The organism is Sphingomonas sp. BL-S-25, from assembly GCF_055521555.1.
The window spans coordinates 2,460,802-2,474,637 of the sequence record NZ_CM145486.1; the positions used below are offsets into that span (position 1 = coordinate 2,460,802).

Sequence of the window (13,836 nt, forward strand, 5' to 3'; positions counted from 1 at the left end):
GCTTCATATCCACGCCATCGGTGGAGGCGGCCGGGGTGCCCCCTCCACCACGCCCTACGGGCGCGGTCCCCCTCCCCCGGAACTACGTTCCGAGGGAGGAGATTAGCGGGCGGATGCGGTAGCTAGGATGTGGGCGATGACTTCTTCCAGGTGATGGAGCAGTTCTTTCGCCGGGACGCGGATTACCTGCACGCCCTTCGCGGCCAGCCAGGCATCCCGCGCCGCGTCCCGCTCTGGCTGATCCCCGCGCGAGTGGATTTCACCGTCCACCTCGATCGCCAGCCTTGCCGGGGCGCAGTAGAAGTCGAGTACATAGTCGCCGGCCTCGTGCTGGCGCCGGAAGGTGAACCCGCCGGGGGATTTGCGCAGTTCCTTCCAGAGGCGGATTTCAGGTGGGGTCATGCGCTTGCGCAGCGTGCGGCCTAGGCCCCGGATGCGGCGCGTGCCCTTGAGTTTCATACGTCCCCTCCCGCGACTGAACCTCAAGCCGAGCGGCACCAAGATCAAGAGCACTTTTCCTCCCTCGGGCCGCAGGCCCGGGGGAGGGGGACCGCGACGCGCAGCGTCGTGGTGGAGGGGGCATGCGGTGCGCTCAATATCCAAGCCATCGCTGGAGACAGCCGGCCCCCCCTCCACCATGCTTCGCATGGTCCCCCTCCCCCGCTTCGCGAGGGAGGAGAAAGTCAGGCCGCTCCCGAATTCTCCGGCGCCACCAGGCCGAAGAAGACGCCCTCGGGGTCGGTGCAGTGGAGGGTCCATTCGCCGCCCGGCACCTGATCGGGGCCCATCAGGATGGCGCCGCCATTTGCCTCGACCTTGGCCTTCGCCACGGCGATGTCGGGGACGCGGAAGTAGAAGTTCCAGCCGGAGTGGCCGTTCGGGGTGACGGGCATGATCGCGCCAATCGCTTCGCCCGCGCTCTCGGTGTTGGCGATGAAGCTGTATTCGCCAAGTGGGCCCATCGGCATGCCGCCGACCTTGGTGATGCCGAACTGGGCTTCGTAGAAGGCGAGCGCACCAGCGTCGTCGGGGGTGGTCAATTCGTTCCAGCTGACATGCTGCAGCCCGTGGCGCTGATAGGCGGTGCTGTCGGCACCCTCGGTGCTGCCGCGCATCACGTAGAAGGGCACGCCTTGCGGGTCGGCGACCATCGCGATGCGGCCGGCGCCGGGCACGTCGAACGGGGGCAGATGGACCTGGCCGCCGGCCGCGGTGATCGCGGCGACGCTGGCATCGACATCGTCGACACCGATATAGCCGAGCCAGACGGGCTTCGCCCCGCCGGCGATCATGTCGGCGTTGAGCTGCATCACGCCGCCGGCATGGCCGTCGGAGGTGTGGATCATGCGATAGTCCATCCCGCCCGGCGGCGCTTCGGCATCGATCGTCCAGCCGATCACTGCGTCGTAGAACGCCTTTGCGGCCTTCGCATCGGCGGTGAGCAACTCGTACCAGATGAAGCTGCCATGCTGCTTGCCCATATCGTCCTCCGGTGTCCGGCTCAGTTGCGCTCGTCGATGATCGGGGCGAAGCCGCCCCACATCATCCGCTGACCGTCGAACGGCATGTCGCCCTCGGGCTGCATCCGCTCGTCCGACATCAGCTTGCCCCAGCCGGCGTCGCGGGTCGCCTTGTCGGGCCATTCGATCCAGCTGTAGACGACGCGCTCGCCGTCCTTGCGCAGCACCGCGCGATTATAGTCGGTGACCTTGCCGTCGGGGACGTCCTCGCCCCAGGTCTCGACCACGCGGATGGCGCCGAATTCCTGGAACAGGGCGGCGGTCTTGCGGGCGAGCGCGATATAATCGTCCTTTCGAGCCTCGGGCACCGCGAGGACGATTCCGTCGACATAGCCGGGGGTGGCGCCACTGCCCTCGTCGAGGATCGGCTGGAAGCCGGCGAAGATCATCCGCTTCGCATCGAACGGCATCTCCATGTTCATCATCGATGCGTCCTCGCCCATCCGCTTGTTGGCAGCGTCGCGCGTCTCGCGGTCGGGATATTCGATCCAGCTGAACAGAACCGCCTCGTCGGGCGTCGCCTGCACCGCCTGCTTCAGGTCGTTGACCTTGCCGTCGGGGACGTCGTCGCCCCAGGTTTCGACGAAGCGGGTCGCGCCCAGCGATCGGAACAGCGGCACCGCCTCCCGCGCATGTTTGAGATACTCATCCTTGTTGGCGATCGGGACGGGGGTGAGGAATCCTTCGACGAAGGTCATGATCTCTCTCTCCTGGTCTTATGTGGCTATCGGGTCAGTTAGTCGCGGGCGCTCCATCCGCTGCCGCCTCGATCGCCGCGATGTCGATGCGCCGCATGGTCATCATCGCCTGGTTGGCGCGGCGGGCGCGATCCGGGTCGGAATCGACCAGCAATTCCATCAGGCGGCGCGGGGTCACCTGCCAGTTGAACCCCCAGCGATCCTTGATCCAGCCGCACGCGCTTTCGGCGCCGCCATGATCGAGGATGGCGATCCACAGCCGGTCGGTTTCGACCTGATCCTCGGTCAGGATCTGAAAGGACACGGCCTCATTGGGCTTGAAGTTCGGACCGCCGTTCAGCCCCGAGAATTTCTGCCCGGCCAGGGTGAACTCGACCAGCAGTGCGTCCCCCTCCTTGCTGCTGGGATTATCCGACGGGGCGCGGACGACCCGGTCGATCCGACTGTCTGGCAGCAGCGAGGTGTAGAAGGTGGCCGCTTCCTCGGCCACCATGTCGAACCACAGCATGGGGGTGATCTTCTGGGTCATGTCGCTCTCCGTTCTGGTGGCGGCGTCAGGCGTCGCCTTCCCGTTTCATGCCCTTGAGCAGCGCATAGATCGCCATGGCGTGGCCATGGCCGAGGTCGAATTCCTGCTTCAGCGCGTCGGTGAGAATACCGGCTTTCACCTCGGGGCGCAGCAGCCCGCCGGCCATCCAGCCATGCGCCGATGCCCAGTCGCGAAACTGTGCCGGGCCCTTGCCGGTCTTCGCCTCGATATTGGTGAGATAGGCATGGAAGGACATGGTCGCGCCTCCGCCTCAGGCCGCTTCGGGCTGGCCGGCAAAGGCCGCCATCGCCGCGTCCATGTCCATGAACATCGGCTCGAACATATGGCCGTCGGGATCCTCGAACGCGCGGCTGTACATGAAGCCCATGTCCTGTGCCGCGCGGATATCGGCCTTGCCGCCCGATGCCGCCGCGGCATCGACGATCGCATCGACCGCCTCGCGGCTGTCGAACGACAGCGCCAGCAGCACTTCGGTCCCGGCATTGGCGTCGGCGACGGGCTTGGGCGTGAAGGTCGCGAAGAAGTCGCGGTGGAGGATCATCAGCGTGATCGTGTCGGACCAGACCATCGCCGAGGCGTGCTCGTTGCTGAACCGCAAATCCTTGGTGAAGCCGAGTGCTTCGTAGAAGGCCGTTGATTTCACGACATCGGCCGTGGGCAGGTTGACGAAAATCATCTTCGGCATCTGGCATCTCCTTCGATCGTCGCGTGGCCGGGTTGGTCCCGAATCGCTGCGTTTGACTTTGATGCCCTTGTGAGTTACAAAAAACAACCATGAAGTTAAAAAAAGTGACCAAAGAGGAAAAGGCGGGTCGCGGCCGCTGGTATGACGATGCGTGCGGGACGGCGCTGGCGATGGAACTGGTCGGCGAGCGCTGGTCGATGCTGATCGTGCGCGAACTGATGTTCGGCGGGCGGCGGTTCAGCGAATTGAAGGCGGCGCTGACCGGGATCAGCGCCAATATCCTGACGCAGCGGCTGGAGGGGCTGGAGTCATCGGGCGTGCTGGTCCGGCGCAAGCTACCGCCGCCCGCGTCGGTACAGATCTATGAGCTGACCGAATGGGGCTATGAGAGCGAGGAGCCGATCAAGGCGCTGGGCCGCTGGGCAGTGCGGTCGCCGCTGCATGATCCCACGCTGCCATTGTCGGCGGCGTCGATCATGATGTCGTTCCGCACGATGATCTCGGCCGAGCGGGCGGGGGCGCTCGACGCCCATGTCGGCTTCCGGTTCGGGCCCGAGCCGTTCCTGGCGCATGTCGCGAACGGCGGGATCGCGGTGCGCCGCGCCGAGCCCGATGCCGCACAGGTAGTGTTCGAGACCGATCCGATGACGCTGGCCTCGATCGTCTATGGTGGTCGTCCGATCGACGATGCCGAGGCGGTCGGCGCGCTGACGCTGAGCGGCGACCGAGCACTGGCCGAACGCTTCGTCACCCTGTTCGTCCTGCCGGACAAGTTCGGGGCCTGAGTCGCCTTAGGCGTTGCGATGCGGGGGCCAAGCCTCTACCTCGCAGTCCGAGTCCGCCGGTCCGCGCGGACGGGAATTGAGAAGACCATGGCCGATATCCCGAACACCCAGCCCGACAGCCGCGACACCACGATCCTGTCGGCACCCGACAAGACCGTCAGCGTGCGCGACCTGTTCGGCATCGACATCGACATGGAAGTGCCGGCGTTCAGCGAGGCCGACGAGCGGGTGCCGGATCTCGACCCCGCCTATGTCTTCGACGGCGACACGACGCTCGCGATCCTGGCGGGCTTTGCGCACAACCGCCGCGTGATGATCCAGGGCTATCACGGCACCGGCAAGTCGTCGCACATCGAGCAGGTGGCAGCGCGCCTGAACTGGCCGTGCATCCGCATCAATCTCGACGCGCATATCAGCCGCATCGACCTGATCGGCCGCGACGCGATCGTGCTGAAGGACGGCAAGCAGGTCACCGAGTTTCGCGAAGGCCTGCTGCCCTGGGCGCTGCAGACGCCGACCGCCCTGGTGTTCGACGAATATGACGCCGGCCGGCCCGACGTGATGTTCGTGATCCAGCGCGTGCTGGAGACCGAGGGCAAGCTGACGCTGCTCGACCAGAACCGGGTGATCCGCCCGAACCCCTGGTTCCGCCTGTTCGCGACCGCCAACACGGTCGGCCTGGGCGACACCAGCGGCCTGTATCACGGCACGCAGCAGATCAACCAGGGCCAGATGGACCGCTGGAACGTGGTCGTGACGCTCAACTATCTGCCGGCCGCGGTCGAGGCGCAGATCGTGCTCGCCAAGTCGGGCGAATATGACCAGCCCAACGGCAAGGCGACGGTCGAGAACATGGTCCGCGTGGCCGAACTGACCCGCCGCGGCTTCATCAACGGCGACATCTCGACCGTGATGAGCCCGCGCACGGTGATCACCTGGGCGCAGAACGCGCTGATCTTCAAGGATGTCGGCTTTGCCTTCCGCCTGTCGTTCCTGAACAAGTGCGATGAGGCGGAGCGCGCGCAGGTGGCGGAATATTATCAGCGCGTGTTCGGCACCGACCTGCCCGAGAGCGTCGTCAGCAAGGGCTGATCCGGCCGGCCGGCGGGAGGGTCAGTCGTCCGCCCGGGCGGTGCTCGTGTCGGGGCGTTCGCGCGGCAGGATCTCGACCAGCAGCGAAAAGCCGAGCCAGACCGCGAGCGTCAGCTGGAGCTGCGGCGGAAGCTTCGCGCCCGGCGTCAGCACGACCTCCAGCGCATAGGGATAGACGGCGATGATCACCGCCGCCATCAGCGCATAGCTGAAGCGGTGATGGCTGGAGTTCACGTAAAGGATCGTGATCACCATCGTCGCAGTGAAGAACAGCGTCATCGCGAAGTCGCGCGGCGGCAGCGTCTCGACGCTGGCCATCACGAAGCCGAGCACCGCGCCGAAGAAGATGCTGAGTCCGTTGAGATTGGCGCGATATTCGGCCTCGCTCATCCGGCTCCAGCCGGGAAGCACCAGAAACCTCCGCGCTCGTCCCGCCAGTCCGCGCCAGTTCATGTCGATCCCCCATTGCCCAGCGGCTGCATAAGCCGGGTCGCATCGCTTCGCCAACCCCGTCAGCGGCCGTGACAAGGCCGATTGGGCTTGCATCGGGCGGGGGCTGTCCCCCATCTGCGCGTCATGGCTGCCGACTCTCCGATCGAACGACTGCGCTCCGTGCTGGGCGGGACGGCGCGCGCGCTGTCCGACAATGCCGAGGTCGAACTCGCCTTCACCGCCGATACGCCGTTGCAATCCGGCAAGAGCATCAAGGTGCCGCTGCCCTCGCGCGCGCTGCCGGCCGATCAGGTGGCCGAGGCGCGTGGCTTCGCCGACAGCTTCGCGCTGCGCATGCGGCTGCACGACACCGGGCTGCACAATCGCGGCGCGCCCAAGGAGGCGGTCGCACGCGCCGTGTTCGACGCGGTCGAGACCGCACGGGTCGAGGCGCTGGGATCGAAGGGCTATGCCGGCATCGCCGCGAATCTCGATCATGCGCTGGACCTGCGGCTGCGCTCCGACCCGATCAGCCGGGCGCGCAACCGCGACGAGGTGCCGCTGTCGACCGCCATCCAGCTGATGGTGCGCGAACGGCTGACCGGCCAGGAGGCGCCGTCCAGCGCGGCGCTGGGCCTGGCGATGGTGCGCGACTGGATCGAGGAGCGCGCCGGCAAGGATCTCGACGCGCTGCAACTCGCGATCGACGACCAGCAGGCTTTCGCCTCGCTCGCCAGCCGGATGCTCCAGGACCTGGAGCTGACCGAGGGCGAGATGCTGCCCGACGAAACCGACGACAGCGGCGGCGAGGATGAGGGGACCGACGAGCAGGACGACAGCGGCGACGACCAGGGCGAGGCCGAAGCGCAGCAGGGCGAGGGCGAGGTCGAGGCGCGCGGCGAACAGCGCGAGGGCGACGAATCCGATCAGCAGGGTCAGGAAGACCAGTCCGACAGCGTGGACGATGGCGAGGGTCAGGAAGGCGACGAGGGTGAGGACGGCATCGTTCCCAACCGCCCGAACCGTCCCTGGTCCGACCTGCCGCCGCAATTCGAATACAAGCCCTATACCCGCCAGTTCGACGAGGAAGTCGCGGCGACCGACCTGTGCGACCCCGAGGAGCTCGACCGGCTGCGTTCGTATCTCGACCAGCAACTGGTTCATCTCCAGGGCGTGGTGACGAAGCTGGCCAACCGGCTGCAGCGCCGGTTGATGGCGCAGCAGAATCGCAGCTGGGACTTCGACCAGGACGAGGGGATCCTCGACGCAGCGCGGCTGGCGCGCGTCGTGGTCAACCCGATGCTGTCGCTCAGCTACAAGGTCGAGCGCGATACCGAGTTCAAGGACACGGTCGTCACCATCCTGATCGACAATTCGGGGTCGATGCGCGGGCGGCCGATCTCGATCGCCGCGATCAGCGCCGACATTCTGGCGCGGACGCTGGAACGCGTCGGGGTGAAGACCGAGATCCTGGGCTTCACCACCCGTGCATGGAAGGGCGGGCAGGCGCGCGAGAAGTGGCTGGCCGACGGCCGCCCGGCGCAGCCGGGCCGGCTGAACGACATCCGCCACATCATCTACAAACAGGCCGACGAGCCGTGGCGCCGCGCGAAGAAGTCGCTGGGCCTGATGATGCGCGAAGGGCTGCTGAAGGAAAATATCGACGGCGAGGCGCTGCTATGGGCGCATAACCGGATCATCGCGCGGCCCGAGGATCGCAAGGTGCTGATGGTCATTTCCGACGGCGCGCCGGTCGACGATTCCACCCTGTCGGTGAATTCGGGCTCCTATCTGGAGCGTCATCTGCGCCAGGTCATCGCCTGGATCGAGGGCCGCTCGCCGGTCGAGCTGGTTGCGATCGGCATCGGCCACGACGTCACCCGCTATTACCAGAAGGCAGTGACGATCATGGATGCCGAGCAGCTTGCCGGCACGATGATGGAACAGCTGGCCGCCCTGTTCGACAGCAATGATTGATCCGCCTCCGGGCGGTTTTCATGGCCCGGTGAAGCGGTCGGTGACGATCGCCGGGCACCAGACGTCGATCAGCCTCGAGCCCTTGTTCTGGGAGGCCTTGGAGGCCGCGGCGGAAGGTCGACACCTGCCGCTCAGCGCGCTGGTCGCCGCGATCGATCATGCAAGGATTGGTGGGGAGGACCCGCCCAATCTGGCCAGCGCGATCCGGACCTGGTTGCTGGCCGAGGCTCGCGCCGCGTTCAATTGAATCTTCTCTTCTCCTCCAGAAGGGGAGCCTTGCAGTGCTTATCGCGGCGACAATTTGATACAATGCTGCGACCAACTCGCATTAGCGTTGACAGTGCGAACGACTCGCAATAGCTGCACCCGCAACGAAAATCGGAAAACCCGACTCGAAAGGGGTGCAATCTTGATCAAGTCCAGTCCCGCGGCGCGCCAGGGTGCGTCGTTCCTCGCGCTTGCCTGTGTCGGTTTCATCGCCACCGCTCCGGCCATGGCGCAGCCGGTCGGAGACCCCCCGGCAAGCGCCAGCGACGAGGATCAGGACGCCGCGCGTCAGGACCGCGACCAGATCGTCGTCAGCGGCCATGTCTATGAGAAGCGCCAAGCCAGCCCCAAGGCGACCCGCAGCGTCCGCGACACGCCGCAGACGGTGACGGTGATCTCGGGCGAGGCGATCGAGCAGCAGAATCTGCTGACGCTCCGCGACATGTTGTCGACCGTTCCGGGCATCACCTTCGGCGCGGCGGAGGGCGGCAGCCCGCCGGCGGACTCGATCAACCTGCGCGGCTATTCGGCGGGCAGCGACATCACCCAGGACGGCGTGCGCGACAGCGCGGCCTATAACCGGTCGGACTCGTTCAACCTCGAACAGCTCGAAATCGTCAATGGCGCCAATTCGGTCAGCAACGGATCGGGTTCGGTCGGGGGCACGATCAACATCGTGACCAAGCGTCCCAAGGCCGAAACCCGTGTTCTGGTCAGCGGCGGCGTTGGGACCGACGAATATTATCGCGGCACGCTGGACGCCAATGTGCGAGTCAGCGATCTGATCGCCGTCCGCCTGAACGCGATGGTGCATCAGAACGACGTGCCGGGTCGCGATGTCGAGAATTATCGCCGCTGGGGCGTCGCGCCGGCGGTCACCATCGGTATCGACAGCCCGACCCGATTGATCTTCCAATATGTCCATCAGGAAGACGACAACATCCCGCAATACGGCGTGCCCTATTACAAGAACGCGGTCAGCAACGGCGCGCTGCCGGGCGTCGATCGCAGCGACTATTTCGGCTATCGCAACGTCGACACGCAGGAGATCACGGTCGATCAGGCGACCGTCACCTTCGAGCATGAGATCAGCGACACGGTGTCGGTCCGCAATCTGGCGCGCTGGCAGAATGTCGAACAGCTGACCATTGTCGGCCCGCCCCAGGGCACCTTCTGCCTGGCGAACGGCCGTACGCCCACCGGCGCGGCTTGCGCCGTCACCTATAACGGCGCCGCGAACGTTACGCTGCCGACGGGCTATTATCTGATCGGCGGCCCGCGCGGGAATGTGCGCGATTCACAGAATCAACTGATGTACGACCAGCTCGATCTGCGCGCCGTGTTCAATACCGGGGCGATCGAGCACACGCTGGTCGTCGGCGGATCGGCGATGTGGGAGAAATATCTCCTCTCCACCGGGAATCTGTACCGCAATGCGAACCGGACCGCTGCCTATAATTCCTTCCCGCTGGTCAACATCGCCAACCCCAACGAGGTGGTGCCGGGACCTGCCGGCTTCACCTATGGCAGCAACGTCTACACCGGCCCGCAGAATTTCATCGAAAGCGGGCGCCAGCGCGGCGAGGTCACCAACTACGCGCTGTACCTGTTCGATGCGATGAAGCTCGGCAAGTTCGAGCTGAACGGCGGCATCCGCTGGGAATCGAACAGCGGCAACTACCGCACCGACGCCGCCGCAACAGCCGCGACGATGACCACCCCGCAGAGCGCGGTGACGCCCGGCCAGACCTTCTACAACAAGGCCGAACTGTTCTCCTATCGGGTGGGCCTGGTGTACAAGCCGGTCGAGGCAGTGACGCTCTATGCCGCGTTCGGCAATTCGAAGACGCCGTCGATCACCGCAGTCAACGGCGCCTGCGTCGCCACCAGCTGCAACGTGCAGCCCGAGGGCGCGAAGAATTACGAAATCGGCGCCAAGGCGGAAGTGGCGGACGGCCGGCTGCTGCTGACCGCGGCGCTGTTCCGCAACGAGCGGGATACCTACCGCGTGCCGTCGAACGATCCAACGATCCCCGATCAGGTGCTCGACGGCCATTCGCGCGTCGACGGCATCGCGCTGAGCGCGATCGGCAAGATCACGCCGAACTGGTCGGTCACCGCCAACTACACCTATCTCGAACCGAAGCTGCTCCAGTCGGTGTCGGATCGCTGCCTTGCGAATCCCGGACCTGTGTCCAGCAGCAGCGGGCAGCCGCCGGTGGTGACGATCACCAACCCCTGCGGCAACAACAGCCTGGTGCGCGACCCCGCGGCCAATGCCGAGCTGCAGAACACGCCGCGCCACTCGGGCAGCCTGTTCACGACCTACGCCTTCCCGTTCGGCCTGACGATCGGATACAGCGTCACCTATCAGGGCGATTTCGCGCTGAACCTCCCGGCGCTGGCTACGCCGCTCGCCACTACGCCCAGCAGCGCGCTGACGCCGGTCTATCGCTCGGACGACTATCTGATCCACAGCGCCTATATCGCGTACAAGGTGAACGAGAATTTCAATCTGGCGCTGAACATCAAGAACTTCACCGACGAGCTCTATTACACCCGCATCCGCAACAATGGCTGGGCGACCCCCGGCGATAGCCGCGCGGCGGTGCTGACGCTCAACCACGGCTTCTGATGCCGGGCGGGATTTGATCCCGCACAAGACCTGCGGCAGTCGGGACGGTACACCGTTCCGGCTGCCGCTGCCGTTTCGAGGACCCGACGCCGATGATGATCGCCATTCCCGACCTGCTCGATGCTTCCGCAGTGGCGCGGGTGAGATCGATCATCGATGCGGCCGAATGGGTCGACGGCAATGTGACGTCGGGCCATCAATCGGCGCTTGCGAAGCAGAACGAGCAACTGCCGGAAGCCAGCGCCGCCGCGCGCGAGGCGGGCGGCATCGTGATGCAGGCGCTTGGCGCCTCGCCTTTGTTCTTCGCCGCGGCGCTGCCGCTCAAGGTCTTTCCACCGCTGTTCAACCGCTATGGCGAGGGGCAGACCTTCGGCACGCATGTCGACAATGCGATCCGCATCCAGCGCGGGACCGAGTTCCGCATCCGCAGCGACCTGTCGATGACCGTCTTCCTGGAGGATCCAGCCGCCTATGACGGCGGCGAGCTGATCGTCGAGGATCATTTCGGAGTTCAGCGGGTGAAGCTGCCCGCGGGCCATGCGGTGCTGTATCCGTCGTCGAGCCTGCACCATGTGACGCCGGTGACGCGCGGCACGCGGGTGGCGAGCTTCTTCTGGCTGCAATCAATGATCCGCGACGACAGCGCGCGTCGCATCCTGTTCGACCTGGACCAGTCGGTGCAGCGGCTGACGGGGCAATTGGGCGGGGACGACCGCAGCGTGATCGAGCTGACCGGGGTGTATCACAATTTGCTGCGGCGCTGGGCGGACGCGTAGGGTCCGGGGTTGCCGATAAATCAATCGGCCAGCATTGCCTCCAGCGCGGGCGACATCTCCTCGCGCAGCACACCGCCTTCGCGCCAGACCCGGTGCACCGCCAGCTTCTCGCGTCTCGCCACCGCCATTGCGTCCGGACCCAGTACGGTCAGCGCGGTTGCCCAGGCGTCGGCCAGCATGCAGTTCGGATGGATCACGCTCACCTGCACCACGCCATTGGCGATCGGTCCGCCGGTGCGCGGGTCGAGCGTGTGCGAGTAGCGACGGCCGCCGACGGTGAAGTTGCGCTGGTCCGCGCCCGAGGTGGCGACGGACAGGCCATGAAGCGCGATGCGAACCGGAGCGATGCCAGGCAACGGGGCGAGGTCTACCCACCAGGGCTGGCCGTCGGGCTTGACGCCTTCGCCGAGCAGCTCGCCGCCGATCTCGACCAGGAAATCGCCATTGCCTGCGTCGCGCAGCGCCCGGGCGACCGCGTCCACCGCATGACCCTTGGCGATCCCCGAAAAGTCGAGCGCGGCGGTGGCGGTGCGGCGCGCCATCTTCCCGGCGCCGTCATGCTCGACCCGTCCGCCTTGCGCAGCGCGGATCTCGGCCAGCGAGGGCGTGTCGTCGCGCGGACCCGGCGGACCGAAGCCCCACAGGTCGACCATCCGTCCCATCGCCGGATCGAACGCGCCGTCGCTGGCGTGCGCGACCTGAAGTGCGGCCGCCAGCACATCCGACAGATCGGGCGGAAGCGGATGCCAGAGGTCCGGCGCGGCGCGATTGAATCGGCTTAGATCGGAGTCGGGAGCCCAGTGGCTCATCTGCCGCACGACGCCATCCAGCACCGTCTCGACCGTGGCCACTGCCTCCGGTGCCGGATCGACGATGCGCACCGACCAGCTTGTACCCATCGTCTCGCCGCCAAGCTGCGACACGCCGGACTCGCTGCGCCGGCGGTGGAATGCCGCCGGCGACAGGTTCTGAGGGAGGACGATGCGCGCCGCGGTCAGGGAGCAAGCACCTCGAGCGTGGTCATGTAGTTGACCCGCCGCGCCGGCGGACCGGCAGGTGCGGCGCCCGCGGCGGGCGCTCCGGCGCCCTGGCCGCCCGCACCGGGGCCGCCGGGACCGCCTTCGCCCCGCGCACCGGCCGGGCTGACGCTCATCCAGTACATGCCGGCCTCGGGCCAGGTCACGGTCACCTTGCCCTGGGCGTCGGTCTTCGCATCGATCTGCTTCAGCGCGTCGCGGTAACGAATGCCGCCCGGGATCACGGTGACGGTCAGCCCGGCTGCCGGCTTGCCGTCGAGCAGGAACTGGAAGGTCGCCGCCTCGCCCGCGATCAGGTCGTTGGGATGGGTGACCGGGGCCAGCTCGATCCCCTTGCCGGTCGGCTTGAAGATCGTCGTCGTCGGCGCGCCCTGAGTGATGAAGATCTCGTTGCGGCCAAGGCTCTCCGAGGTCCGGACATTGGTCGCGCCCGCGGGGATCGCCTGGGCCAATGTCGCCGTCGTCGTGCCGCGCGGCAACTGCCTGGTCTCGCCGTCCAGCTGATAGCTGCCGAACACGCCTTCGTTGATGATCGCGACGCGGTAGGTGCCCTGTTGCGTGAGGTGCAGGTCGAAGGTGGCGCGAAAGCGGCCGACTGCATGGTTCTCGACCGCTCCGACGCTGCCGTCGGGCTGGGTGACGGTCGGGATCGCCGACAGGGGGCGATGGTCGAAGAAGAACAGGTCGTTCGACGCGGCGGCATCGACCGTGACCCAGTTGTCCTGACCCGACACGACGGTCGAGGACGGGAGCATCCAGGCGCGGTGCGCGAAGGCGGCGGGTACCGCCAGCGTTGCGACGGCGGCAATGGCGATCAGCGAGGTGCGCAGCTTCATCATGGGAATCGGACCTTTCAGCGCTTGAGCGTGAGCGAGACGGTGCCGAGCTCGGCACTGCCGGCGGCCTTGGCGGAGACGGCGGTGCTGCCGTTCCAGGTGAAGGGGAGGCGCAGGATCTCGCGACCGCCGACCTCGCGCGCCGCCTCGATCGACAGCGTGTACTTGCCCGGGCTGAGCGTCGGCATGCCGCCGCGCCCGCCCACCAGGGTCAGCTTGTGCGATCCCGGTGCCCGCGTCGCGCTGCTGACGCCGTCGGCGGGAAACTGCATCGTCCGGCCCGAGGCGCGCCACCACATGCGGATGTCGCGAAGCCATTTCGTGCCCTCGCCATTCTTCATGTCGAAATCATACCAGACGACGATCGTCTTGGTCGGCCCGCCCTCTTTCTCGAGCCAGATGGCAACATAGGGCCGGTGATATTCGGCAACGCTGAGCCGCGGGATCGCGACGTTCAGGTCCAGCGTCTGCGCCGCGGCGCTCCCGGGCAGCAGCGCGCCGGCGCCGAGCGCGACGGCGGTCATTCCGGTCAGGCGATACTCCATG

The 13,836-nt window shown here is 66.4% G+C and carries 16 protein-coding genes; 6 read left to right on the forward strand and 10 right to left on the reverse strand.

Annotated features, from left to right (window positions below):
* Positions 1 to 102 precede the first annotated feature (102 nt).
* From ACZ1H8_RS11850 to ACZ1H8_RS11875, 6 genes are all read right to left on the reverse strand, one after another.
* Positions 103 to 459 (reverse strand): endonuclease domain-containing protein, encoded by a 357-nt coding sequence (locus tag ACZ1H8_RS11850; protein WP_465177396.1) that lies wholly within the window; start codon positions 457 to 459, stop codon positions 103 to 105.
* Between the two features lie 224 nt (positions 460 to 683).
* The gene (locus ACZ1H8_RS11855) at positions 684 to 1,481 is read right to left on the reverse strand and encodes a VOC family protein (protein WP_465177397.1); all 798 of its coding nucleotides are present in this window, start codon (positions 1,479 to 1,481) and stop codon (positions 684 to 686) included.
* 20 nt (positions 1,482 to 1,501) lie between these two features.
* Positions 1,502 to 2,218 (reverse strand): DUF1428 domain-containing protein, encoded by a 717-nt coding sequence (locus tag ACZ1H8_RS11860; protein WP_465177398.1) that lies wholly within the window; start codon positions 2,216 to 2,218, stop codon positions 1,502 to 1,504.
* A 34-nt stretch (positions 2,219 to 2,252) separates the two neighbouring features.
* Complete coding sequence (locus tag ACZ1H8_RS11865; protein WP_465177399.1) at positions 2,253 to 2,747, reverse strand: VOC family protein; 495 nt, start codon at positions 2,745 to 2,747, stop codon at positions 2,253 to 2,255.
* 25 nt (positions 2,748 to 2,772) lie between these two features.
* The gene (locus ACZ1H8_RS11870; protein WP_465177400.1) at positions 2,773 to 3,003 is read right to left on the reverse strand and encodes a DUF4287 domain-containing protein; all 231 of its coding nucleotides are present in this window, start codon (positions 3,001 to 3,003) and stop codon (positions 2,773 to 2,775) included.
* A 15-nt stretch (positions 3,004 to 3,018) separates the two neighbouring features.
* Positions 3,019 to 3,453, reverse strand: a complete 435-nt coding sequence (locus ACZ1H8_RS11875) for a VOC family protein (RefSeq protein ID WP_465177401.1) — start codon at positions 3,451 to 3,453, stop codon at positions 3,019 to 3,021.
* A gap of 89 nt (positions 3,454 to 3,542) precedes the next feature.
* Between ACZ1H8_RS11875 and ACZ1H8_RS11880 the strand changes: the two genes are divergently transcribed.
* Complete coding sequence (locus tag ACZ1H8_RS11880) at positions 3,543 to 4,238, forward strand: winged helix-turn-helix transcriptional regulator (protein WP_465177402.1); 696 nt, start codon at positions 3,543 to 3,545, stop codon at positions 4,236 to 4,238.
* A gap of 87 nt (positions 4,239 to 4,325) precedes the next feature.
* Positions 4,326 to 5,330: a cobaltochelatase subunit CobS gene (cobS, locus tag ACZ1H8_RS11885; protein ID WP_465177403.1), complete on the forward strand. Its 1,005-nt coding sequence runs from the start codon at positions 4,326 to 4,328 to the stop codon at positions 5,328 to 5,330.
* Between the two features lie 21 nt (positions 5,331 to 5,351).
* Here the strand turns inward: cobS and ACZ1H8_RS11890 are convergent, their stop codons facing one another.
* Entirely contained in the window at positions 5,352 to 5,783 is a 432-nt protein-coding gene (locus tag ACZ1H8_RS11890) for a hypothetical protein (RefSeq protein ID WP_465177404.1), read from the reverse strand.
* 123 nt (positions 5,784 to 5,906) lie between these two features.
* Between ACZ1H8_RS11890 and cobT the strand changes: the two genes are divergently transcribed.
* From cobT to ACZ1H8_RS11910, 4 genes are all read left to right on the forward strand, one after another.
* Positions 5,907 to 7,739, forward strand: coding sequence for a cobaltochelatase subunit CobT (cobT, locus tag ACZ1H8_RS11895; RefSeq protein ID WP_465177405.1), 1,833 nt, complete (start codon positions 5,907 to 5,909; stop codon positions 7,737 to 7,739).
* Positions 7,732 to 7,986 (forward strand): ribbon-helix-helix domain-containing protein, encoded by a 255-nt coding sequence (locus ACZ1H8_RS11900; RefSeq protein WP_465177406.1) that lies wholly within the window; start codon positions 7,732 to 7,734, stop codon positions 7,984 to 7,986. The genes cobT and ACZ1H8_RS11900 overlap by 8 nt, the downstream gene beginning before the upstream one ends.
* Positions 7,987 to 8,145: 159 nt before the next feature.
* On the forward strand, positions 8,146 to 10,641 hold the full coding sequence (locus ACZ1H8_RS11905) for a TonB-dependent receptor (RefSeq protein ID WP_465181387.1): 2,496 nt from the start codon (positions 8,146 to 8,148) through the stop codon (positions 10,639 to 10,641).
* 92 nt (positions 10,642 to 10,733) lie between these two features.
* Positions 10,734 to 11,417 carry a Fe2+-dependent dioxygenase gene (locus ACZ1H8_RS11910; RefSeq protein WP_465177407.1) on the forward strand — a complete coding sequence of 228 codons (684 nt, stop codon included), beginning with the start codon at positions 10,734 to 10,736 and terminating at the stop codon, positions 11,415 to 11,417.
* 20 nt (positions 11,418 to 11,437) lie between these two features.
* Here the strand turns inward: ACZ1H8_RS11910 and ACZ1H8_RS11915 are convergent, their stop codons facing one another.
* From ACZ1H8_RS11915 to ACZ1H8_RS11925, 3 genes are all read right to left on the reverse strand, one after another.
* Entirely contained in the window at positions 11,438 to 12,316 is an 879-nt protein-coding gene (locus ACZ1H8_RS11915; protein ID WP_465181388.1) for an FAD:protein FMN transferase, read from the reverse strand.
* Positions 12,317 to 12,411: 95 nt separating this feature from the next.
* Entirely contained in the window at positions 12,412 to 13,293 is an 882-nt protein-coding gene (locus ACZ1H8_RS11920; protein ID WP_465177408.1) for a DUF4198 domain-containing protein, read from the reverse strand.
* Between the two features lie 14 nt (positions 13,294 to 13,307).
* Complete coding sequence (locus tag ACZ1H8_RS11925; RefSeq protein ID WP_465177409.1) at positions 13,308 to 13,835, reverse strand: DUF2271 domain-containing protein; 528 nt, start codon at positions 13,833 to 13,835, stop codon at positions 13,308 to 13,310.
* Between the last annotated feature and the right edge of the window lies 1 nt (position 13,836).